Here is a 22564-nt window from a genome sequence, read left to right as displayed (position 1 = left end):
GTAGGTATCCTTCTCAAGCGGCCAGCCCGCCGTGTGGATCACGAGCCCCGGCTTGTGCTTCGCCGGATCGATTTCCCAAAGTTCCTTGATGCCGATGCCATAGACCTGCGGGTCGGCGTCTTTGCCCAGCTTGAAGTGCTCGCTCAGTTGTCGGCCCAGGTGGCCGCGACAGCCCTCCGCAAACAGCGTGTACTTCGCGTGCAGCTCCATGCCAAGCTGGAAATTCTCGGTGGGCTCGCCGTCCTTGCCGACACCCATGTTGCCGGTGGCCACGCCCTTGACCGAGCGGTCGTCGTTGTAGAGCACCTCAGCAGCCGGGAAGCCCGGGAAGATTTCCACGCCCAGCGCCTCGGCCTGCTGGCCCAGCCAGCGCGTGACGTTCGCAGGGCTGATCACATAGTTGCCGTGGTTCTTGAAGTTCTCCGGCAGCGCCCAGTTGGGCACGGTCTTCGCGCCGCCTTCCCAAAGGAAAAGAAATTGATCTTCGGCAACGGGCACGTTCAGCGGCGCGCCCTGTTCCTTCCAGTCGGGAATGAGCTCGTCGATGGCGCGCGGGTCCATGACCGCGCCCGAGAGGATATGTGCTCCGATCTCCGAGCCTTTCTCCAGCACGCAAACGCCGATCTCGACGCCTTTCTCTGCTGCCAGCTGCTTCAGGCGGATCGCCGCGGAAAGGCCTGCCGGGCCGCCGCCCACGATCACCACGTCGTATTCCATCGACTCTCGGCTATTCTCGAAGTCGCTTTCAAGGATTGTCGGAATTGACACTGCCCTGATTCTCCCCGTATCTGGTCAAAACGATGACTCGCCGCGAGCCGCGTGAGCCAGTGCCTGTTGCGCTTCAGGCGAATGTGTCCGCGGCCACTACGCCGGTGCCAAACCGGCTCGCGTACGACTCGCGCGGGCGCTCCGGCGCGCCCATCACCGGGCGCGGGCTCGAAGGCGGAAAGACCCACCAGGAGCCGTCGTCGTGCCTGAAAAAGACGATGGAAAACTCGCCGTCAAGCTGCTGCGCCTCGACGCATACGTAACGCCAACGCCTGCGAGCGCTGTGACTGAAGCGCGTCACGCGGGCTGCCTTCGCGCCCTCCTCGCCAAGCCACTTCTCGGCGAGCACACGTAACGATCTTTCCCGTCCGTTCATCGACTCCTCCTTCTGCTGCCCCGTCACTCCAACACCGCGATGCTCTGCCGGTCGGCTCGCGCTACGCCTGCGCCTGAAGCAAGCCGCGCCGATATCCCGTTGTGGGTGAAGAATACGCCGCGTCTGATGCGAGCGCCCCTACCCGATGTAGGGGGGTGGGGGGGCCGTGCCCCGTCCCCGTTTCCGAGACCCGAACACCCGCGCCCCGTCCAGGCTCGCATGAGCCGCCCCCATCGAGCCGCCCCCATCCGCGTGCCGTTTTCCACTTCGCGACCCTGCAACAGGCCGGAAACGCGTGCACAGGCCTCCCATGAAGCGAGGGGAAGGCATTCTCAGGCGGTGCGGATATCCGTGAGTTCGATGCGCCCAAAGCCTTTCTCGAGCCGAGCCTCGCCACTGAGATCGGCGTGATCGAGGCGTCGCCCAAGCCCGTTATCGCGCCAATGCGGGCGCAACCTTCAACGACTGAGCGCAGCCCGAAGCGGTGGCCGCGAAAGGTCTGCAGCCGCTTGGCCTGTTCCGCGGCCTTGCCGTCGCGCGGTGCAAGCCCGGCGAGATGTGCATCGGCGGTGGCCAGGGCGCGGCGGGTCTGTTCGGAGTGCTGTGATCGACGTTGGGTGAAGCCACGCTCGTCGCCGGGCCTACGGTCCGACGGCGAGACGAACAGGTGAGGTTCTGGCCGTTCGCACGCCCCTGAATCTCAACCCCGGCAGGCGGAATTCTCGACCAGGTCCCCGCTGCGGCTCGCCGTTTTGCGCGTCTTTTCCCGCAGCAGGAAGTGGGACAGCGCCGGGATCAGCACGAGCGCTCCTATCATGTTCCACACGAACATGAACGTGAGCAGCACCCCCATGTCGGCCTGGAACTTGATGGGAGACCAGGCCCACGTGAGCACCGAAACCGCGAGCGTCACGCCAATCAACGCAATCACCTTGCCAGTAAAGCCCAATGCATCGCGATACGCCGTTTCGAGCGATGCCCCCTGGCGTTGCAGCGTCAGTTGAACGCTGACGAGATACAGCGCGTAGTCCACGCCAATCCCCACGCCTAGCGCCGTCACGGGCAAGGTGGCCACCTTGACGCCGATACCGAGCACCACCATGAGCGCCTCGCAGAGAATCGACGTGATGACGAGCGGCACCATCGCGACCACGACCGCGCGCCAGTTGCGGAACGTGAGAAAGCACAGCACGGTCACGGCTGCATAAACGAGCAGCAGCATCGTGCGGTTCGCCTGTTCGACGGCGATGTTGGTGGCGGCCTCGATGCCTGCGCTGCCCGCAGCGGGCAGGAACTGGCGCTCAGGCGTGTCGTGCTGCGCGCCGAAGGCCTCGACGGCCTTGACGACCTGCTCCAGCGTCTTCGCCTTGTGGTCGGCGAGGAACGCGACGACCGGCGCCACCGAGCGGGCCCCGTTGACGATCTCCGGGTTCGCGACATAGGCGTCGTTGACGGCAGCCGCCGCATTGGCCGGGTCGCGGCTGATCGTCATCCAGCGGGGATCGCCCTCGAAGTCGGCGGCCGTGATGCGGCGGCTCACCCCGCTGACCGACATCGTGGTCTGCACACCGGGTACGTTGCGCAGCACCTGCTCGAGGTTGTCCATTTCCATCAGCGTCTCGTAGCTGGCCATGCCGCCGGGCGGTGTCTTCACGATCACCGCGAACTGGTCGGTCGAGAGCCCGTAGTGGCTCGTCACATAGGCGTTGTCCAGGTTGTAGCGCGAGTTCGCCCGCAGCTCGGGCGCACCCGGGTCGAGGTCGCCGATCTGCAGATGCTGGGCCACGAGCAGGCCGCCGGCGCAAAAGACGCCCGCGACGAGCACCGCCGCGCAGGCGGGCTTGCGCCGCGTGAACGGCACGAGCAACGCCGCCAGCGTATGCCGCTCGCGCGTGCGCAGACTGCGCGCCGCGGCGCCCGCGCTCACCCCCGTATAGGAGAGCATTACCGGCAGAAAAACCAGGTTCGTGAAGATCAGCACCGCCACGCCCACGCTCGCGGCCACCGCGAGCCCGCGAATCACCGGAATATCGATGAGCATGAGCACGGCAAAGCCGACGGCATCGGCCAGCAGCGCGGTCAACCCGGCGAGGAACAGGCGCCGGAACGTGTAGCGCGCCGCCACGTATCGATGCGTGCCGCGCCCGACATCCTGCGTGATGCCGTTCATCTTCTGCGCGCCGTGCGAAACGCCGATCGCGAAGATCAGGAAGGGCACCAGAATCGAATAGGGATCGAGGTCGATGCCCAGCAGATGCACGATGCCGAGCTGCCAGACGACGGCCGCGAGCGAGCAACTGATCACGAGCGCGGTGCTGCGCGCGCAGCGCGTGTAGCCGTAGATCACCGCTGCCGCAATCGCCGCTGCGGCCGCGAAATAGAGCGCCACCTTCATGAGCCCGTGGATCAGGTCGCCCACGAGCTGCGCGAAGCCAATCACGTGAATGTCGATGCCGTCATGCGCGTAGTCGTGGCGGATCCGCTCGATCGCGTCGTGCACGGCGCGGGCGTCGAGCGGCTTGCCCGTGTCGGCGTAGTGATCGAGCAGCGGCACGAAGATCGTGCTCGAACGCAGATCGTCGCCCACGAGCGACCCTACGATACCCGCGCGCGCCACGTTCTGCCGCAGTTGCGCAATGCTCGCGCTGGAGCCGTCATAGTTGTCGGGCATGACGGGGCCGCCTTGAAAGCCGCTTTCCGTCACCTCGGTCCAGCGCACGACGGGCATCCACAAGGACTTTACGAAGGCCCGGTCCACACCCCGCACCAGATAGATGCGGTCGTTCACCTCGCGCAGGATTTTCAGGTAATGCGGGTCGTAGATCGTGCCCTTGCGGCTCTCGACCACCACTCTCACCGAATTGCCGAGCGAGCGCAACGAATCGACATTGGCCAGGTAGTTGCGGATGAACGGGCTCGACAACGGCATCATGCGTTCATAGCTTGCGCTGACATTCGACTTCGCAGCCTGAAAACCTAAGAACGCAGTCATGAGAACGCAAACCGCCACGATCCACAGCCGATGATTGAAAATCAGCCGCTCCAGCCGGGATCCCGAGGTCGACTCGAAATCCTCTCTTTTCTGCACGACCGGGTTCGGGTCGACACGCTCCGAATGGGGATTCATACCGATGCTCTCTTTACGTGTGCAATCATGGTTAATGCGCGGAGGCGCAGGCCACGGCCGGGCCGGCCAGCGACGTGACGGCAAGCGCGCCGTCGTTCAGCGAAAGCACGCCCGTCAGCACGGACGGGTGCCCGACATCGAGCAGCCTGTAGCGGTCCTCGCGTTCGTCGTACAACGCCGCTTCCCCGGCCGCCGTGACGAACACGAATGCGTGGTTCGACGCGAGAGGCGGCGCAACCGGCGACGCACCCGTCACCGCGCCGTGCAGCGGGCTGGGCGTGCGCGCCCACGTCGCGCCATGATCCGTACTCCTGTAGATCGTGCCGCGCAGCCCGAAGGCGAACAGCGCGTGCTCGTCTCCCGTCACTCCAAAGAAGCTGCCCGCATAGCCGGTCTTGATCGCGAGGAATCTTCCGCTCGCAGCGTCGAGCCGGAACACGGTGCCCTGCTCGGCCGCCACATAGATTTCGCCGCCGTACCCGAATACGCCATTCAGATGCAGGAACTGCGGATTGTCGAAGCGTTCGAGTATCGGCCGCCATGTCCTGCCGCCATCGTCCGTTGCGATCGCCATGCCGAACGGTCCAACGGCCATGCCGTGACTGGCGTCGCGAAACGCCACGCTCAAGAGCGGTAGCGAAGGACCTGCCCGGTAGTTGAGCATCAACTGGTCGAGAAACGGCTGTAGCGCCGTGTCGCCGGCGGCGATTTTCTGCTTGTAGTACGCCGCGAGCGTCACGGCCGCCATGCGGCCATCGAGCTGCCGCGCCCACGTGCGGCCGCCGTCGGCCGTGTGCAGCACCACGCCGTCGTGGCCGACTATCCAGCCGTCCGTTGCGTTCGGGAAAGCGAGTGCCAGCAGGTCGCTGCGTACGGGTGCGCCCACCTGGGTCCACGTCTTGCCCTCGTCGTCGGAAACGGCGATCAGTCCGCGCATGCCCACGGCAACGAGGCGCGTCCCGGCGCGCGCGACGGCCATCACGGGCCGCCCCGCGACGCGCGGGACCATCAGCGCAGGCGCGTCGAGTGGATCGACGAACGGGTCTTTGGGCGCAGCGGCAGGCGCATGAGAAGCCGTGCCGCTCCCCTCTCCCGCCTGGGCGAACGCAGCTGCGCCTGCGCTCGCCAGCGCGATCCAGACGAAGGCAGCGCGCGCCGCTCTCCCCGTGTATCTGTCATGAAGCATCGTGTACCTCGATCGGGGCTATGCAAAAGGGACCGCGCGATGCCTGCCGGCAGGATGCCGGCAAGGCCGCGGCCCCATGCTGAAGTGACGCGCCTGGCGTCAACGCAAGCCCGTACCGGCCATGCCGGCAGGCGTGAACAGGTTCGGCTTGCTCAGGTGGTCGGAGATACGCAACAAGGGCGCGCCGTTCTGGCCCGTCGTCCAGGTGAGGAAGTAGTTTCCTTTCTCGAGGTCATAGAAACCGTAGGTGAATGCGTAGACGCCGCCACCGTCGTAGAGCGGGAAATGGTAGTTCAGCCCCACGCGCCACAGCTTGCCGTCATGCCCGTAGCCGTCCGCCTCCACGAAGGTCCAGCCGTCCTCGTCGACGTACAGGGTGCGCTTCTCATAGGCATGCCGCGCATCGGGCTTCAAGGTGGCCTCGACAACCCAGACGCGATGGCGCTCCCAGCGCACCACGTCCGGCTTGATGTGCTTCGGCCCGAGCACGTCATCCACCGGGAGCTGGGACAGACGGAAGTTGTTGTACGGAACGATCATCTCCTTCACGCCGATCAGCTTGAAGTCGAAGCGGTCCATGCGTCCCTGGAACATGTTGCCTTCGTCCCAGAAGAGCACGCCGCCATAGCTCGACGCCGGAGTGTCGTACTCGTAGTCGGGCGCCATGCGCGTGCGCCGCTGCGCCGGGAAGTAGGCCCATGTGCTCTGATCGGCAACCGAGTAGTTGATGGGGTAGTCGACGAGCACGGTCTGGCCCGCGAGCGTCGGCGGCGTCAGGATCTGGATCCATGCGCGGTCGTAGGAGCCCTTGAACGTGTCGCGCGTGTACTTCTGGTCGTAGTAGGGGCGATACTCCGTCACGTTGAGCACGGGAAGCGCCGTGCGCCCACCCGAGGAGTCGATGAGGTTGCCGCCCATATTGATGGCCGAGAATTCGGTGCGCCGGTAGTTGAGCAGCGCGTTCCACACGACTTCATAGCCGTTTTTCGGAACCGGAAACGGAATGCCGCCAAAAGCGCCCTCCACGCCGTCGCCTTCGATCTTGCCGACGAGATGGGCGCTCGTGGCGTTCTTCAGCGTGTTGTCGATCACCCATTTCGGGTAGTAGACCGAACGATGGGTCGGATAGACATCGAGGCGGTAGTCGGGGAAGCGCTTGAGCAGCGCCTGCACGCCCGGCGTGAGCTGGTCCGCGTATTGCCCCATGTTGCCGGGCGTCACCGCGAAGAGCGGCTTTTCGTCCTTGTACGGGTCGGGCCACTTGCCGCTGTTCGGCACATAGTCCGCGGGCGGCGTCGTGAGGCCGCCGGTATACGCGGGAATCGCACCGTCCGCGCTGCCCGCCTTTTGCGCGCCGAATTCCGTGAGCGTGGTGCCCAGTTGTTTGGCCTCGTCGGCCGAGACCGCGGCCAGCGCACCGGCGGCATGCCACGTCACGAGGCCTGCCGCGGCCAGTTGAAGCAGAAGTTTCATGAGCTTGTCTCCTGTATGTGTTGTGCCTCAGAACGAGGACTGGAAGGCGAGCGACACCCAGGGGCGGTCGTTCAGGTCGATCAGGCCGTTGCCCGTGTTGGCGTACGGCAGGCCGGACGGCGTGACCGCCGTGGTGTTCACGTGCGCGTGGTAGCCGATATAGGAAAGCGTGAGCGTCGCCCGTTGGCGAATGAGCGCCTGCACGCCGATCGAGTACTGGAAGAAGCCCTGGGCGCCGCCTGCCGAACCGGGGTTGATCGGATTGGTGCCCCAGATGCCGCCCGTGACCGAGGTGGGCATGCTCAGGTCGATACCCGGAAAGACCTGCAGCCATTGCGGCTGGAACACGACGCCAAAGCCTACGTAATCCTTCGTCGAGCAGCCGTTCCACTTGTCGTTGCTCGGGCATCCCGCATAGCCGACGCCGTTGTAGAGCTGCGCGTTCTGCGTGACGGACAGCAGATGCGTGTAGCCGATTTCCGCGGTGAGCGAACCGGTTTGCCAGAATGGCGTTTTAGAAAGCGGAATGATCGCGTTCGTCACGATGTTCAGGACGTTGCCCTTCGCGCCTTCGGTCTGGTTCGCGATGGCCGGGCTCAGCGCGGTATTGAGCGCGGTGTTGTGCCGGTACGAAGCTTCGAAGCCCACGCTCACGTCGCCAAGCGTCGTATCGAGGCTGTAGCCGAACAGCTGGACGCCGCGGTTGTAGGCAAGGTGATAGTCGGTCGGCAGGGCCGTGTGCAGCGCGGGAATGGCCTTCCAGTTCGCGAGCACCCACGGCTGGGTTTCGTCCAGGCGCCGGAAGTAGAAGTTCATGTCGCCTTGCATGAACTGCGGCGTCCAGCCGAGCTTGAGGCCGAAGTTGTTGTCGACCTGCGGCGGCGTGATGGCATTGCCCTGCGGCACGACATAGCCGAACGCACCGCCGGGCGGCATCCCGAGCAGCGGACGCACCACGCCCGGCAGGGTCGTGATGAAGAGCCCCGAAGGCCCTTGCGCGAGCGCGTCGTTGGCTTCGATATAGGTCCCGCCGGTCGGCAGCCGGTTGTACATCCAGCCCAGCTCGTACTGGCCCGATACCGAGATCTGCGGCGTGACCTGCGCGGTCATGCTGATCTGCGGACGCGGCAGCAGCAATTCCTTCGTTGTCGTGCCCGGCGAGTTGAATGCCTTGATGCCGTCCGTCGCGCTCTGCGCGTAGGAAATGCCCTGAGTCGGCGAGAGCAGCGAGTTGCCCCAGTATTCGGTGAACTGACCGGCCTTCAGGTAGATCGCATGGCCGGCGACGCTCGTGTTGTAGAACGCGAAGCCGTCGAGCAGCTGGGCGCCCTGCACGTAGTAGCGGTTCGTGAATGAGCCGTAGGTGCCGTTCGGATAGGCCCGCAGCGACTGATAGGTGATGCCCGGCGCGTAGACGCCCGGGTTGGTCGCGTCGCCGCTGCCGTACGCGAAGTCCTTCCACGCCGAGGCCGACAGCCGAAAACCCACGTAGTCGTTGTAGGAGGCCGTGAACTCGGTGAGGATCGAGAGGCGGTTCGTGATGATGTCGCCCGCGTGGCTGAACTTGTAGTCGCCGTCGTCGAAATTCGGGTTATTGCCGATCTTGGGATCGACGCCCTCGGCGCGCATGCCGAGGTTATAGCTGACCGTGTTGTCCCAGTTGACGTCCCAGCCGGACATGCCGGTGTCGAACTTGAACGCATGGGCCTGGAGCGGCATCATGGCCGCCAGCAAGCTGGCGAGCGCCGTGAGGCGCGGCAGGGCTATGGGCCTGCGGTCTTTCCGGTTCTTGCGCAACATCTCCTCGTCTCCTTGATTTTTATTTGAAGCTGAATCGACTACGAGCGCCTGCGGGATGAGGAGTGACGCCTCGACGATGAATAGAACGTGTTGCACATCCCGATGACACCGCTAAGCCAGGGCCAAGTTAGCACCGGCCAGCACGACTCTTCCCCCGTAAAAAAGGAGGGGGTATGGAGGGGATGGGGACTATCCCTGTGTTTCCACGCACCTTCACACGCACATCCACGCCCGCGCTCGCGCGGCGGTTCGCGGCCATGCGCGCGCTACGTCCGAACGAAAAAAGCCCGCGTCAACCGCCGCCTTTCGAGCGACGGTTGATGCGGGCCTGGGGTGCTCCGCCGGCGTGCCTGCGCAGCGTTACCCGATGCTGCGGTCCTTGCCTTGCCAGTACTTCTCCCGCACCTGGCGGCGCAGGACCTTGCCGACCACGCTGATCGGCAGCGCATCGACGAACACGATCGACTTGGGCGCCTTGAATCGCCCAAGCTTTGCCTTGACGAATTCGATCAGCGCTTCGGCGCTGACCTGCTCGCCCTCCTTGAGCCTGACTTCGGCGTGCACGGCCTCGCCCCATTCCTCATGCGGAACGCCGACGGCAGCCGCCATCGACACGGCCGGATGCGCACTGAGCGCCGCTTCCACTTCGACCGCATAGACGTTGAATCCGCCCGTGATGATCATGTCCTTCTTGCGGTCGACGAGATAGACGAACCCCTGTTCGTCGACATAGCCGAGATCACCCGATTTCCAGAAGCCATCCTCGAACTCCGCCGCCGTTGCCTCCGGGTTCCGGTAGTAGCCCGAAATAACGCCGCGGCTTCGTACCCAGATCTCGCCGATCGAGCCGGGCGGCTGATCCGTGCCGTTCTCGCCCACGAACCTCACTTCCACGCCGGGCTGCAGGCGCCCCGCGGATCCGAGCTGCTTGTCCGTCGCGCTCAAATGGTCGGCTTTGCCGAGAATGCCCACGGACTGCAGGCTTTCGGTCGCGCCGTAGAACTGCATGAAGATATTGCCGAAGCGCTGCTGCGCGAGCCTCAGCTTCGCCGGGCTCATCGGCGCGCCGCCGTAGGCGATGGTGCGCAGCGAGGAAAGATCGAAGCGCGCGGCCTCGGGCATTTCCAGCAGGCGGTAGATCAGCGTCGGCAGCAGCAGGGTCATCGTGATCTTCTCGGCCTCGATGTTCCTGCACATCAGCGCGAGGTCGGGCAGGTTCTGCGTGACGGTGCAACCGCCCCGGAACAGCGTGGAGAGGACGCCGAACCCCGAGCCATGGCTGATGGGCGCCATGTGCAGCATGCGCGTGTCGGGAAGCTGCCACTGGTCGGCTTCCATGAACATCGTGTCCCGGCAGGCGAGCCAGTTGTCCATCGAATACTGGGCGCACTTGCCGGCGCCCGTCGTGCCGCCGGTGAAGCGGTACACGAGAATATCGTGCTCGGCGTCGCTTTCGACGCCGGGATCATGATCGGGCACGCCTTCGAGCAGGTCCCAGAAATAGTGCAGCCCCTCGCGCTGCACCGGCGGCGGGTCCATGCACACCACGGTGGCGCCGAGCGCGCGCAGCGGCTCGAAGTAGCGCTCCAGCAGCGCGGTCTCGACAAAGACCACCTTCGGCCGGATGTACTCGGCCTGGCGGCAGTGCTCCTCGAACGAATCGCGGAAATTGGTGTATGCGCCTGCGGCCTCGCCCTTCAATGCGGTCCAGAAGTGCAGCAGGGCCATGTTGTCGTTTTCGAGCAGGCACAGCCAGATGTCGCCTCGCCCAAGCGCGAGGCGATCGCGCATCATGTTCACGATGCGGTTGGTCAGCGAATGGAACTCGCGGTAGGTATAGCGGCGATTGCGCTCGATGTTGACGAGCGCCTCCCGGTCCCCGAAGCGCAGGACGAGATTGCCGAACAGGCGGGCAAAGTTGGTTTTCACGGTTGTCTCCTGGGGCCATGCCGGCCGGCCCGGCAAGGCGCCGCAATATGGCACCGGCCGGCGCCCCTTTCTTGTCGGACCGGGAAGACAGGATAGCCCACGCGCGCCGGGCCTGCTGCCGCGCGAGTTCCCTCGGTGCGCCTGCGCCAGGACGCAAGCGTCGAGGCCGCCACCCGGTCCTGCTGAAGCAAACCGCCCGCTTACGCGGCGGCGCGCTGCATCGCGGTCACGAAAGCATGCACCTGCTGATTCGCGTCGTCGCGATAGGCCGACGTGCTCCAGTCCTCGATCTGCCCGAAATGCGCCTCCACGGCTTCAGGCGAAACCGCGCCGGCCGGAATGACGACAGGCGCCGTCTCCACGAAGCGCACGGCGGAGAACGCGCCGCCGCTCGCGCCCAGCACCACCTTGTTCGGCGCGTTTTCGCTCACGAGAAAGAGCGCGCCCGGCGTCACCTGCTCCGGGCCCGTGGCCTTGAGGATGGCTTCGGGCAGGATGTCTTCGGTCATGCGCGTGGCCGCCATTGGCGCCAGGGTATTCACGCGGATGTCGTTCTTCTTGCCTTCGATGGCCAGCATGTTCATGAGGCCCACCACGGCCATCTTCGCCGCGCCGTAGTTGGCCTGGCCGAAGTTGCCGAAGAGGCCCGCCGCCGACGTCGTCATCAGCACGCGGCCGTAGTTCTGCTCGCGCATGATCTCCCACACGGCCTTCGTGCAGTAGGCCGAGCCCATCAGGTGCACGTCCACCACCGCGCGGAAATCGGCCATTTCCATCTTGCTGAAGCTCTTGTCGCGCAGGATGCCCGCATTGTTGATGAGAATGTCGATGCGGCCGAACTTCGCCCTGGCCTCTTCGACCATCGCCGTGACCTGCTCGAAATCGGCGACGTTGGCGCCGTTGGCGATGGCCTCGCCGCCAATCTTGCGGATCTCCTCAACCACGGCGAGCGCCGCCTCGGACGAGCCGCCCAGGCCGTCGCGGCTGCCGCCGAAGTCGTTGATCACCACTTTGGCGCCGCGCCTGGCCAGCTCCAGCGCATGCATGCGGCCAAGACCGTTGCCCGCGCCCGTCACAATGGCCACCCGGCCGTCAAATCGAATCGTCATGGTATTGCCTCGAAGTCCTGAATGATGATGAAAGGCGGTGCGAGCTCAGTCAACCCCGCACGCCCGTTGCTGAATAACGCCAGAAGACCTGGCAGAACGCGCGAGCGCCAGCCGTTGCAGGCGCTCCCGGCCGCCTGCGTGACACGATACGGCGTTGCAGCGCGGCGCTTCCCCTCCCCTTGTGGATGGCAGGCCGCTCAGAACAGCCGCTCCGCGCCGGGATAAAGCGGCGCCTCTTTCGCAAAGAAACGCCGCACTGCTTCGGCGTTGTAGCGGCTCGCCGCGCACAGGCCCTGCACCGCCGTTTCGAGCTGCACCATGGCGTGCCGCGGTGTCTCGAACGTGCGGTTCATGATGCCCTTGGCCATGCCGAGCACGTGCGTCGGCGCGTTGTCGAAGCGCCGCGCAAAGTCGATGGCGCTCTCACGCAGGCGCTCGGCCGGCACGACGGCATGAACGAGGCCGATCGCCACCGCTTCTTCTGCCAGCACGTCGCGCGCGGAGAACACGATCTCTTTGGCGCGCGCGAGGCCGACGAGGCGCGGCAGGATATACATGAGCCCAAGGTCGGGCGCGAAGCCGATGCGCGGGAAGTTCGACACGAGCCGCACCCGATCGCTCGCGACGATGAAATCCGCTGCCAGCGCGAGCGATAGCCCCGCGCCAACCGCGTAGCCGTCGATGGCGGAGATCACCGGCTTTTCCAGATCCATCAGCTCCGAATGCCAGCGGTGGGCGCCCAGCAGCGCATCGCGCACGAGAAACGGCATCTCGCCCGCCTCGCCCTTCTCGTCTCCGCCGCCGCCTCCGCCGAGATCCGCGCCCGAGCAGAAGTGGCCGCCCGCTCCCGTCAGCACCACGGACGCAATCGAACGATCCTCGCGCGCGGTGCCGATGGCCGCGGCGAGCATGGCCTTGGCCTCGTCGTCGAGCGCATTGCGCCGCTGCGGGCGATTGAGCGTGATGACGGCCGTCTTTCCGACCTTCTCGAATAGCACCTTGTTTTCACTCATGTCTCTCTCCACACCAGTCCCTCAGTATCGATTCGGTATCCTCACCACGCGAGGCCACCGCGCCCGGTTGCCCCGCCGGCGTGCCGGAAAAGCGCGGCGCGGGATTCGCCTGCAGAACACCGTCGATCACGCTGTACACGCCGCGCGCCGCCATGTGCGGATGCACCGCCGCTTCGTCCGGATTGAGCACCGGCGCGAAGCAGGCATCGGTGCCTTCGAGCAGTGCGCACCATTCGTCGCGCGTCCGGGTGGCGAACAGGGCCGCGAAGCGTTCATGCAGCTGCGGCCATGCCTGAAGGTCGTAAGCGGCGGCGTGCGCGGGATCGTCGGTGAGGCCGAGTTTTTGCAGCAGCAGCGTGTTAAAGCGCGGCTCGGCCGCGGCAATCGAAACGAAGTTGCCGTCGGCACAACGATAGGTGCGATACCAGTGCGGGCCGTCGAGCAGGCTGCGCCCGCGTTCGTTCACGAACTGCCCGGCCGATTTGAGGCCGAGCAGCAGATTGAGCATGTGCGCGCTGCCATCGACGATTGCCGCATCGACTACCTGGCCCCGGCCCTGGCCCTCGCCTTTCGAGCGCGCGCTCATGATGCCGGCGAGCAGCCCGACCACGAGATACAGGGCGCCGCCGCCGATGTCGCCCACGAGGCTCGGCGGCGGCATCGGCGCTTCGCCGGGCTGGCCGGACCACCACAAGGCGCCCGACAGCGCGACGTAGTTCAGGTCATGGCCCGCCGCCTGCGCGAGCGGCCCGTCCTGCCCCCAGCCGGTCATGCGGCCATACACGAGCTTCGGATTGCGCGCGAGACAGACATCGGGGCCGAGGCCAAGCCGCTCCATCACGCCGGGACGCATCCCTTCGATCATGGCGTCGCAGTGCTGCACCAGTTCGAGCACCGTCTGCACGCCCTCCTGCGTCTTGAGATCGACGGCAATCGAGCGCTTGCCGCGATTCTGGATAGCGTGCCGGCCAATATCGAGATCTTCGGCGCCGGGCGTCTTGCGGTCGACCAGCACGACGTCGGCGCCAAGATCGGCCAGCAGCATCGCGGCAACGGGCGCGGGCCCCAGCCCGGCAATCTCCAGAATGCGCAGCCCCTGCAACGGACCGCTTCGATTCGAAACCATGGTGTCCTCCCTTCGGATTCAGAGCTGGAATTGCAGCTTCGCGATGATGCCGCGCTGCACTTCGCTGGTGCCGCCGTAGATGGTGGCCGCGCGGCGCAGGAACATGTCGTTGGCGACGCCGCGCGCCATCTCCTGCAGCGGGTACGGCGGCACGGGCGACGCCTCGTGCGGATGCGCATAGGCCACCGCGCCGTAGTCGCCCAGCGCCTCCACCTGGGCTTCCGTGATGCGTTGCTGCAATTCCGTGGCGCGCACCTTGAGCATCGAGCCGAGCACGTGCGACGCGGGGTCGTGCCGCATCTCGAGGTTGGCCACGCGCTGCACCATCATGCCGATCGCCTCCTGCTCGGCGCTCAAACGCGCGAGCTTCAGTGCGAACGCCGGCTGGTCGATCAGGCGGCCCTCGCCGGAGCGCAACGTCGTCGCCATGCGGCACAGCTCGCGCATATAGCGCTTGATGTCGGGCAGGTCCGCCGTGGTCGCGTGCTCGTTGTTGAGCAGGAACTTGGTGATGCTCCAGCCCGCCCCCTCCGCGCCGATCAGGTTCTTCGCGGGCACGCGCACGTTCTCGAAGAACGTCTCGTTCAGGTGGTGGGCGTCGTCGATGCTGCGGATCGGCCGCACGGTGATGCCCGGCGTCTTCATGTCCACGAGCAAAAAGCTGATGCCGGCCTGCTTCTTGACGCCCGTCTCGGTGCGCACGAGCATGAAGATCCAGTCGGCGTGGTGCGCATAGCTCGTCCAGATCTTCTGGCCGTTGACGACGTAGTGATCGCCGTCGCCGCTTTTGACAAGGACGGCGCGCGTGCGCAGCGAAGCGAGGTCCGAACCGGCGCCGGGCTCGGAAAACCCCTGGCACCAGAGGCGCTCGCCGTCGAGCGCGGCCGGCAGATGTTCGGCCTTCTGTTCGGGCGTGGCGAACGCGTTCAGCACGGGACCGAGCATCTTCTGCACGAAGCCGTCCTGGGTGGGCGTGCCGGCCGCCGTGCATTCGTCGTCGAAGACCAGCATCTGCGGCACCGACCAGCCCGTGCCGCCATGCTCCTTCGGCCAGTACGGCGCGCCCCAGCCGTGTGCGTTGAGGAGTTTCTGCCAGCGCAGGATCTGCTCGCGCGGCGAGCGCGTGCAGCGCGGCAGCCCGAGAAGGTCCGCCGGCACCTTCTCGCGCAGGAACTGGCGCACCGCCTCGCGAAACGCCTCCAGCCCCGGATCAGCCCGAAAGTCCATGCCTGTCCCCTGTCAGTCCTTGCGGTACATCGTGACGACCGCCGCGCCGCCAATGCCCACGTTGTGCTGCAGCGCGATGCGCGCGCCTTCCACCTGGCGCTCGCCTGCGCAGCCGCGCAATTGCTGGACGAGCTCGGTGCACTGCGCAAGACCCGTTGCGCCGATCGGATGCCCCTTCGAAAGCAGGCCGCCCGACGGATTGACGACGTACCGGCCGCCATAGGTGTTGTCGCCCGCGTTGACGAATTTTTCAGCGCCGCCTTCCGGGCACAGTCCGAGCGCCTCGTAGGTCAGCAGCTCGTTCTGCGCGAAGCAATCGTGCAGTTCCACCACATCGACGTCTTCCGCGCCGATACCGGCCATCTCATAGACCTTGCCCGCCGCCGCGCGCGACATGCCGAAGCCCGCTAGGTGGCGCATGTCGCCGGAGTTGAAGGTCTCCGGGCCGTCGGTGGTGAGCGCCTGGCCGGCGATCCAGACGCGCGAGTCGAGACCGTGCTTGATCGCATAGGCCTCGCTGCACAGCACGGCTGCCGCCGCGCCGCAGGTCGGCGGGCACGCCATCAGGCGCGTCATGATGCCCGGCCACATCACCTGGTCGGCCAGCACCTCCTCGGGCGTGACCACCTTGCGGAACACCGCGAGGGGGTTGTTGGCGGCGTGGCGGCTCGCCTTGGCGCGGATCTTCGCGAACGTCTCGAGCGGCGTGCCGAAGCGCTTCATGTGCTCCTGACCGGCCGCGCCGAACAGGCGCAGCGCGGGCGGCACCTCGGCGGGGACGATGTCGGCGCACTGCGCCTGGAACGGATCGAGCGGCGCCGGGCGGTCGTTCCAGGGCGAGGTGATCGCGCCGGGGTTCATCTGCTCGAAGCCGAAGGCCAGCACGATATCGACCATGCCGCTCGCGATGGCCTGATTCGCGAGGAACAGCGCCGTCGAGCCGCTCGCGCAGTTGTTGTGAACGTTGATGACGGGAATGCCGGTCATGCCGACGTCGTACAGCACGCGCTGGCCGCCCGTCGAATCACCGAATGCGTAGCTCGCATACGCCTGCTGGATCGACTCGTAGCCCACGCCCGCGTCGGCGAGAGCAAGGCGCACGGCCTGTGCGCCCATGACCGTATAGGGATCGCTCTGGCCAGGCTTTTTGAACGGGATCATCCCCACGCCTGCAACGACGACTTTGTGCGTCATGTCCTTCTCCTTGAATGATGAATGCTGAAAATCGCTTGATTCGGTCTGGTTTGGCTTGATTCGGCTTGATTCGGCTTGATTCGCTTTGCTGCGCACGGGAACGCGTGCGGACCGCTCAGAACAGACGCTGCGTTCCCGCGTAGAGCGGCGCTTCCTTGGCGAAGAAGCGCCGCATGGCTTCGGCGTTGAAGCGCCCCGCCGCGCACAGGCCCTGCACGGTGGCTTCGAGCTGCGCGAGCGCGTGACGGTCGGTTTCGAACGTGCTGTTCATGATGCGTTTGGCCATGCCGAGCACCTGGGTGGGCGCGTCGGCGAAACGCTGCGCGAATTCGACGGCGGCTTCGTGCAGGCGCGCGGCCGGCACCACGGTGTCGGCGAGGCCGAGCGCGAGCGCCTCGTCGGGCAAGATCTCGCGCGCGGAAAACACGATCTCCTTCGCACGCGCGAGGCCCACGCGGCGCGGCAGCGTGTGGAGCAGCGAGAGATCGGGAATGAAGCCCACGCGCGCGAAGCTGGACACGAAGCGCGCGCGCTCGCTCGCGATGATGAAGTCCGCGGCCAGCGCGACCGAAAGCCCCGCGCCCGTTGCGAAGCCATCGACGGCGGCAATGACCGGCTTCTCCAGATCGATCAGGTCGGTGAACCAGCGATCGTGGTCTAACAGCAATTCGCGCACGTAGGCGCCGCGCTCGCGTTCGCCCTCGCCGTTGCCGAGATCCGCGCCCGCGCAGAAGTTGCCGCCCGCCCCCGTCAGCACGACTGCATGCACGCCGGCGTCGCGCCGGACGGCATCGAGGGCGGCGCTCATGCTGGTCCTGATGGAGTCATCGAGCGCGTTGCGCCGGTGCGGCCGGTTCAGCGTGATGACGGCGGTGCCGCCGACGCGCTCCAGTACCACTGTGTTCTCGGACATCCCGGTTTCCCTCCAGCAAAGTGTTCCGATGCGTACCTGCTGGAGCATGGTAGGGAGGACGGCGGCGCGTTCGCCCCTCCCTTTTTTGCCGTCGGGGGTTGGCCGGGCATGGGATGCGGCAACCCCGCCGCTTGATATCGCGCACAGCACGGCGCACGCCACTGCGAACGGCACGCATGGTCGATGCAGCCCATGCCGCACAGCGGCGTGCCCGCGCCCGCAGGGCCGCCCCTGCCATCGGGAGGGGGGACGCCCGGAAAACGCACTGGCTATTGTCTGCACGAGCGGTTCCAGCCCGAGGTTCGCAACCCGGCATGGGCTACCCGCACATTCGCATCGACTACAACGTGGAGACACCATGGACTTCAACGCCTACCGGCACATCACGTTCGCGCGGCGCGGCCGCGTGCTCGAAATCACCCTGAATCGCCCCGAACAGCTCAACGCCTTCAACGCCGGGCTGCACGCGGAGATGGCGCAGGTTTTCATCGACGCGAACAACGACCCCGACTCCGAGGTCATCGTCCTCACCGGCGCGGGCCGCGCGTTTTCGGCCGGCGGCGATCTCGAAGCCGTGAAGGCCTCGTTTGACGACCCTGCCGCCTTTCGCGTGACGGCGCGCGAAGCGAAGCAGATCATCTTTGCCCAGCTCGACTGCGAAAAACCGATCATCGCCAAGGTGAACGGGCCGGCCATCGGGCTGGGCGCGAGCATCGCCCTCTTCTGCGACGTGATCTTCGCGGCCGACACGGCGAAGATCGCCGACCCGCACGTGAACGTGGGGCTCGTGGCGGGCGACGGCGGCGCCGTGATCTGGCCGCAGCTCATCGGCTATGCGCGCGCCAAGGAATATCTGCTGACGGGCGAACCGCTCAGCGCCATCGACGCCGCGCGCATCGGCCTCATCAACCATGCGGTGCCCGCGGAAGTGCTCGACGAACGCGTCAACCAGTTCGCCGACCGCCTCGCCGCCGGCGCTTCGCAGGCCATCCGCTGGACCAAGGTGTCCGCCAATATCGGCCTCAAGCAGCTCGCGCACTCGATCATGGATACCTGCATCTCGTACGAATGGCTCGCGAGCAAGTCCGACGACCACCGCGAAGCGGTCAACGCCATGCTCGAAAAGCGCAAGCCCGTGTTCACGGGCAAGTGAGCCCAGCGCGCGGATGGAGGGAATCATCGTGAATCTTTCAGGCGGTAACTCGAACCCCGACTGCCCCCCAGACTTGAATCCCGACTCGCACCCCCGCTTGCACAGCGGCCCGCGCCTCGACGTCAGCGGCAAACGGGTCCTCGTCACGGGCGGCGCAAGCGGGATCGGCGCGGCGGTGGCCGCGTTCTTTGTGGAGGCCGGCGCCGTGGTTTGCGCTTCGGACCTCAATGCCCCTGTGGTGGCCCCCGCATGGACGATGCTGCGCGGCGACGTGTCTTCGGAGGCGGACGTCGAGCGCATGAGCGCGGAAGCGATCGCGTGCATGGGCGGCATCGACGTGCTGGTGAACAACGCCGGCGTGCTCGAACCGGGAGCGCGCACGGACCGGCAGGCGCTCGCGGTGTGGCAGCGCACCCTCGACATCAACCTCACCGGCACGTGGCTCATGTCGCGGGCCGTGGGCGCGCATATGCTCGCCCGCGGCGGCGGCGCCATCGTCAACATCGCGTCGATCTACGGGCTCGGCGGCGGTCCGGGCATAGGGGCCTATACCGCTTCAAAGGCGGGCGTCGTGATGCTGACGCGCTCGCTCGCCTGCGAATGGGCGCAAAAGGGTATTCGCGTGAATGGCGTGGCGCCGGCCATCATTCGCACGCCGCCGCTCGACGCCATGACGCGCGAGGGGCGGCTCGACGTGACGTCGCTCGAGCGCCGCACGCCGATGGGGCGGCTCGGCTATCCGGTCGAAGTCGCGCAGGCGGTGGCGTTTCTTGCCTCCGACTGGGCGTCGTACGTGACCGGCGTCACGTTGCCGGTCGATGGGGGGTGGACCGCCTTCGGCGCCGACGGCGACGCGTCGCGGGGCTAGGCGGCGCGCGTGCCTGGCGCGATGCGGCCAGGCGCTCGCGCCAGACACTCAGCTAAGCACTCAGCCCACCGTCAACGACATAGTGCGCGCCCGTCACAAATGAAGCCTTGGCCGAGCTAAGCCACACCACCAGCTCGGCCACCTCCTCGGGGTCGGCCGAGCGGCGCAGCGCGGCGGCTGCCACCAGGGCTTCCGAGCTGCCCTGCGCGGAGCCCGCGGCAATTTCATCGGCCATGGCGGTCCGGATGTAGCCGGGACAAACCGCGTTGATGCGGATTCCGTACTTGCCGTACTCCTTCGCCGCCGCGCGGGTCAAGCCAATCACTCCGTGCTTGGAAGCACAATACGCGGCGCTGTATGGCGCGCCTTTCACGCCCGCCACGGATGCCGTATTGACGATGACCCCACCGTGCGCCTTCATCGCCCGCAGTTCGTGGACCATGCACTGGAAGACGCCAGTGAGATTGACGCCCAACACCGCGTGCCAGTTATCGAGCCCCTGATCTTCGGTGCGGGCGATGCGGCCGGACACGCCCGCGTTGTTGAAGGCGATGTCAAGACCACCGAAGTGGCGCTGCGTCGCGTCGACCATCGCCGCGCAGTCCTCGTCGCGGCTCACGTCCACGCGCAGGCCGAGCGCCTCGCCGCCCGCTTCGACGATCCCGGCAGCCACCGCACGGGCGGCGTCCTCGTCCCGGTCGGCCACCACGACGCGCGCGCCCGCCCCCGCGAAGCGCAGCGCGCTCGCACGGCCAATTCCCGCCGCGCCTCCCGTGACGATGACCACCTTTCCCTGCAAATCATTCATATCGGTATCCTTAATAAGCCCTGAAATTCCTGCCCAGCCTCAACCCGGCGTAGTCAGAAGCGCATGCAGCATGCGCGCCATCAGCACCTGGGTATCCGCGTCGGCCAGATACGCCGGCTGCAGCAGCGCCATGGCGCGCGGCAGCGCCAGGATGGTGTGAAACGCCATGAAGCGCGCCTTTGCACGGTCGCGCACCGCGACTTCGTCGGGAAAGCGCTCCATCAGCGCGTCCGTTGCCATCGAAGTCCAGTACTGCGCCGGCTTCACGAGATCGATCCGAACGAGCTCGTCGTACTGCGAAGCTTTCACGAATCCCTCGCGGTCGAGTTGCACCCACTCGTGCAGCATCGGAATGCCGACCCGCAGCAGCAATGCAATGCCTTCGTACAAGGTGGTGGACGGCGGCAACGCGCGCAGCTCAATGACGAGACGTTGACGCGCCTGTGCGCGAAAGTCCTCGAAGATGACGAAGACGAGCGACTCGATCGTCGGAAAATATTCGTAGATCGAACTGACGGCCACGCCGGAGCGCATCGACAGCCGCTCGAGCGAGAGCGCGTTGCGCCCCTCTTTCCTGAGGATTTCCCACGCGGTTCGCTTGAGCGCATCGACGAGCACAACCGAACGTTCCTGCTTCGGACGCTTGCGCGGCTGCGCGGGAACTTCGATCTGCAGGGTTTCGGGCGCCTGAGGCGTCCTGCGCGAAGACATGTCGGCTATTCCGGGGGTGAAACGGAGAAGTGGCTCGCTTTGCTTGCCATGCGCCCGAGACCACGCTGCGTGCACGCATGGGCGTAGCCTGCCGCAAAACCCCGCATGCGTCCCCCCTCTTTTCGGGTGGCGCTCGCCATTCGCGACGTCCTGCCCGAAAAGACGGAGCCGCCCATGCATGGACACGCGTCTTTGCGCCTCAATCAAGCCCCTGCGCTGTGTCCGGGGCCACTCGAATCCGGAGTCGAAATCGTCAGTCGTACTTCTATACTGACCTGCCGACGAATGACGTCAGTCCGCATTTCATCTTTATCCGCGAGTCGATCCATGTCCCACACCGCAATGCCTCTCGAACGCAAGACCGAACTGCTGCTGAACGACCCTGCCACCCTCGCGGGCCATAGCTGCCACGCCTGGCAGCACCTGCCGCGCGCCGATATCGACGCCATCCAGCTACAAGCGCTGAAACAGCGCTTTGCACAACTACGCAACCGCGTGCCGCTGCTTTCGAAGCTCGCCGAAGCCGAGGGCGTGACGCACATCGACACGCTGGAGGATGTCGTGCCGCTGCTGTTCGAGCACACGGTCTTCAAGTCCTACCCGCCTTCCTTGCTCGAAAAGAAGCAGTTCGCGCAGATCAACCGGTGGCTCGGCAAGCTCGTCACGCCCGAGCTGGCGGCACGCATCGCCGCCGCGGACGTGAGCGGCTGCAAGAGCCTCGACGAGTGGTTCGAGACGATGGACGCCGCCGTGCCCGAATTGCGCGTGAGCCACACGTCCGGCACCTCCGGCACGATTTCCTTCTTGCCCAATAGCGTGCGCGAATGGGAAAAGGCCTGCGACGTCCGCAAGCTCTACATCTGGTCCCAGACAAGCCCCGACATGCCGGACCCGGACCTGCACACCGTCTATCCCTACTTCCGCAAGGGCTACCTCAGTCACGTGCGCGCGAACGAATTTCTCATCCGCGCCCTGTTGCCGGGCGAAGACCACTTCCACGCCGCCTACCCGGCCACGCTTTCGACCGACGTACTGCATCTGGGCGCGCGGCTGCGCGCCGCCCATGCAAAGGGCACGCTGGACAGGCTGGAAATCAGCCCCGAGCTGCTCGCGAAGAAAAAGTCCTTCGACAAGCTGCAAGCCGACATGCCCGGCTACCTGGCCGCCTTCTTCGAGGACATGGCGACGAAGCTGCGCGGCCAGCGCGTGTATATCGGCGCCACCTGGAATCTGCTGCACGGCATGGCCCGCGCCGGTCTCGAACGGGGGCTCGAATCCGTGTTCCATCCAGACTCGTATATCTCCACCACGGGCGGCGCCAAGGGCGTGGTGCAGCCCGAGGGCTGGCGCGAGGACGTGCTGCGCTTCACGGGCGCGAGGCGCTTGAACGAGACGTATGCGATGTCCGAACTCGTGAGCGGGTCGAACCCGCGCTGCGAGCACGGCAATTTCCATTTCGCGCACACCGTGATCCCGTTCGTGCTCGACCCCGAGACCAGCCGGCCGCTGCCGCGCGCGGGCCGCGTCACGGGCCGCGCCGCCTTCTACGACCTCGGCGCCGATGTCCACTGGGGCGGCTTCATCACCGGCGACGAAGTCACCGTGGAGTGGGACCAGCCGTGTGCCTGCGGCCGCCCGAGCCGCTATGTCACGGGCGCGATCCAGCGCTACAGCGAGAAGAACGGCGGCGACGACAAGATCACCTGCGCGGCCACCGAAGGTTCGCACCGCGAAGCCATGGACTTCCTGAACAGCGGCGCATGACGCCCATCGAATCGACTAC

General features: G+C 66.0%; 19 protein-coding genes. 4 read left to right on the top strand and 15 right to left on the bottom strand.

Translation table 11 applies throughout. The annotated features are described in order from the left end of the window. On the bottom strand, positions 1-762 hold a 762-nt coding region (locus EYW47_RS42045), incomplete at its 3' end, for an NAD(P)/FAD-dependent oxidoreductase (protein WP_276322961.1). A 79-nt stretch (positions 763-841) separates the two neighbouring features. Continuing rightward, positions 842-1144 carry a hypothetical protein gene (locus tag EYW47_RS25585; RefSeq protein WP_240763913.1) on the bottom strand — a complete coding sequence of 101 codons (303 nt, stop codon included), beginning with the start codon at positions 1142-1144 and terminating at the stop codon, positions 842-844. Between the two features lie 484 nt (positions 1145-1628). On the opposite strand from EYW47_RS25585, the gene EYW47_RS42475 reads away from it, so the two are divergent. Further along, positions 1629-1751 carry a hypothetical protein gene (locus tag EYW47_RS42475; RefSeq protein ID WP_276322962.1) on the top strand — a complete coding sequence of 41 codons (123 nt, stop codon included), beginning with the start codon at positions 1629-1631 and terminating at the stop codon, positions 1749-1751. A 93-nt stretch (positions 1752-1844) separates the two neighbouring features. On the opposite strand, the gene EYW47_RS25580 is transcribed toward EYW47_RS42475, so the two are convergent. The 11 genes from EYW47_RS25580 to EYW47_RS25530 form a co-directional block, all read right to left on the bottom strand. Beyond that, entirely contained in the window at positions 1845-4271 is a 2427-nt protein-coding gene (locus EYW47_RS25580; RefSeq protein WP_133197632.1) for an efflux RND transporter permease subunit, read from the bottom strand. 31 nt (positions 4272-4302) lie between these two features. After that, positions 4303-5457 carry a YCF48-related protein gene (locus EYW47_RS25575; RefSeq protein ID WP_133197631.1) on the bottom strand — a complete coding sequence of 385 codons (1155 nt, stop codon included), beginning with the start codon at positions 5455-5457 and terminating at the stop codon, positions 4303-4305. 99 nt (positions 5458-5556) lie between these two features. Next, positions 5557-6930, bottom strand: coding sequence for a DUF1329 domain-containing protein (locus tag EYW47_RS25570; RefSeq protein WP_133197630.1), 1374 nt, complete (start codon positions 6928-6930; stop codon positions 5557-5559). 27 nt (positions 6931-6957) lie between these two features. Then, on the bottom strand, positions 6958-8730 hold the full coding sequence (locus EYW47_RS25565) for a DUF1302 domain-containing protein (RefSeq protein ID WP_133197629.1): 1773 nt from the start codon (positions 8728-8730) through the stop codon (positions 6958-6960). A gap of 360 nt (positions 8731-9090) precedes the next feature. Next, on the bottom strand, positions 9091-10659 hold the full coding sequence (locus EYW47_RS25560) for a class I adenylate-forming enzyme family protein (RefSeq protein WP_133197628.1): 1569 nt from the start codon (positions 10657-10659) through the stop codon (positions 9091-9093). A gap of 200 nt (positions 10660-10859) precedes the next feature. Beyond that, complete coding sequence (locus EYW47_RS25555) at positions 10860-11768, bottom strand: SDR family NAD(P)-dependent oxidoreductase (protein ID WP_133197627.1); 909 nt, start codon at positions 11766-11768, stop codon at positions 10860-10862. Positions 11769-11965: 197 nt separating this feature from the next. Then, positions 11966-12781, bottom strand: a complete 816-nt coding sequence (locus tag EYW47_RS25550; RefSeq protein ID WP_133197626.1) for an enoyl-CoA hydratase/isomerase family protein — start codon at positions 12779-12781, stop codon at positions 11966-11968. Continuing rightward, complete coding sequence (locus EYW47_RS25545; protein ID WP_133197625.1) at positions 12774-13907, bottom strand: CaiB/BaiF CoA transferase family protein; 1134 nt, start codon at positions 13905-13907, stop codon at positions 12774-12776. The genes EYW47_RS25550 and EYW47_RS25545 overlap by 8 nt, the downstream gene beginning before the upstream one ends. A gap of 18 nt (positions 13908-13925) precedes the next feature. Beyond that, entirely contained in the window at positions 13926-15134 is a 1209-nt protein-coding gene (locus tag EYW47_RS25540; RefSeq protein ID WP_133197624.1) for an acyl-CoA dehydrogenase family protein, read from the bottom strand. Between the two features lie 12 nt (positions 15135-15146). Further along, positions 15147-16328, bottom strand: a complete 1182-nt coding sequence (locus tag EYW47_RS25535; protein WP_133197623.1) for a lipid-transfer protein — start codon at positions 16326-16328, stop codon at positions 15147-15149. A 115-nt stretch (positions 16329-16443) separates the two neighbouring features. Then, the gene (locus EYW47_RS25530; RefSeq protein WP_133197622.1) at positions 16444-17241 is read right to left on the bottom strand and encodes an enoyl-CoA hydratase/isomerase family protein; all 798 of its coding nucleotides are present in this window, start codon (positions 17239-17241) and stop codon (positions 16444-16446) included. A gap of 358 nt (positions 17242-17599) precedes the next feature. Here EYW47_RS25530 and EYW47_RS25525 point away from each other — a divergent pair, with 358 nt between their 5' ends. Beyond that, positions 17600-18394 (top strand): enoyl-CoA hydratase/isomerase family protein, encoded by a 795-nt coding sequence (locus EYW47_RS25525; protein WP_133197621.1) that lies wholly within the window; start codon positions 17600-17602, stop codon positions 18392-18394. A 28-nt stretch (positions 18395-18422) separates the two neighbouring features. Then, positions 18423-19262 (top strand): SDR family NAD(P)-dependent oxidoreductase, encoded by an 840-nt coding sequence (locus tag EYW47_RS25520; protein ID WP_240763912.1) that lies wholly within the window; start codon positions 18423-18425, stop codon positions 19260-19262. A gap of 52 nt (positions 19263-19314) precedes the next feature. Here EYW47_RS25520 and EYW47_RS25515 read toward each other — a convergent pair whose 3' ends face one another. Beyond that, positions 19315-20070, bottom strand: coding sequence for an SDR family NAD(P)-dependent oxidoreductase (locus EYW47_RS25515; RefSeq protein ID WP_133197619.1), 756 nt, complete (start codon positions 20068-20070; stop codon positions 19315-19317). 39 nt (positions 20071-20109) lie between these two features. Beyond that, positions 20110-20781 (bottom strand): TetR/AcrR family transcriptional regulator, encoded by a 672-nt coding sequence (locus EYW47_RS25510; RefSeq protein WP_133197618.1) that lies wholly within the window; start codon positions 20779-20781, stop codon positions 20110-20112. Between the two features lie 327 nt (positions 20782-21108). Between EYW47_RS25510 and EYW47_RS25505 the strand changes: the two genes are divergently transcribed. After that, positions 21109-22545, top strand: a complete 1437-nt coding sequence (locus EYW47_RS25505) for a phenylacetate--CoA ligase family protein (protein ID WP_133197617.1) — start codon at positions 21109-21111, stop codon at positions 22543-22545. Positions 22546-22564 lie beyond the last annotated feature (19 nt).

This window comes from Paraburkholderia silviterrae (assembly GCF_004353915.1).
GTDB lineage: Bacteria > Pseudomonadota > Gammaproteobacteria > Burkholderiales > Burkholderiaceae > Paraburkholderia > Paraburkholderia silviterrae.
Note: the sequence above shows the minus strand (reverse complement) of the source record. Positions and strands in the feature narration are given on the sequence as shown.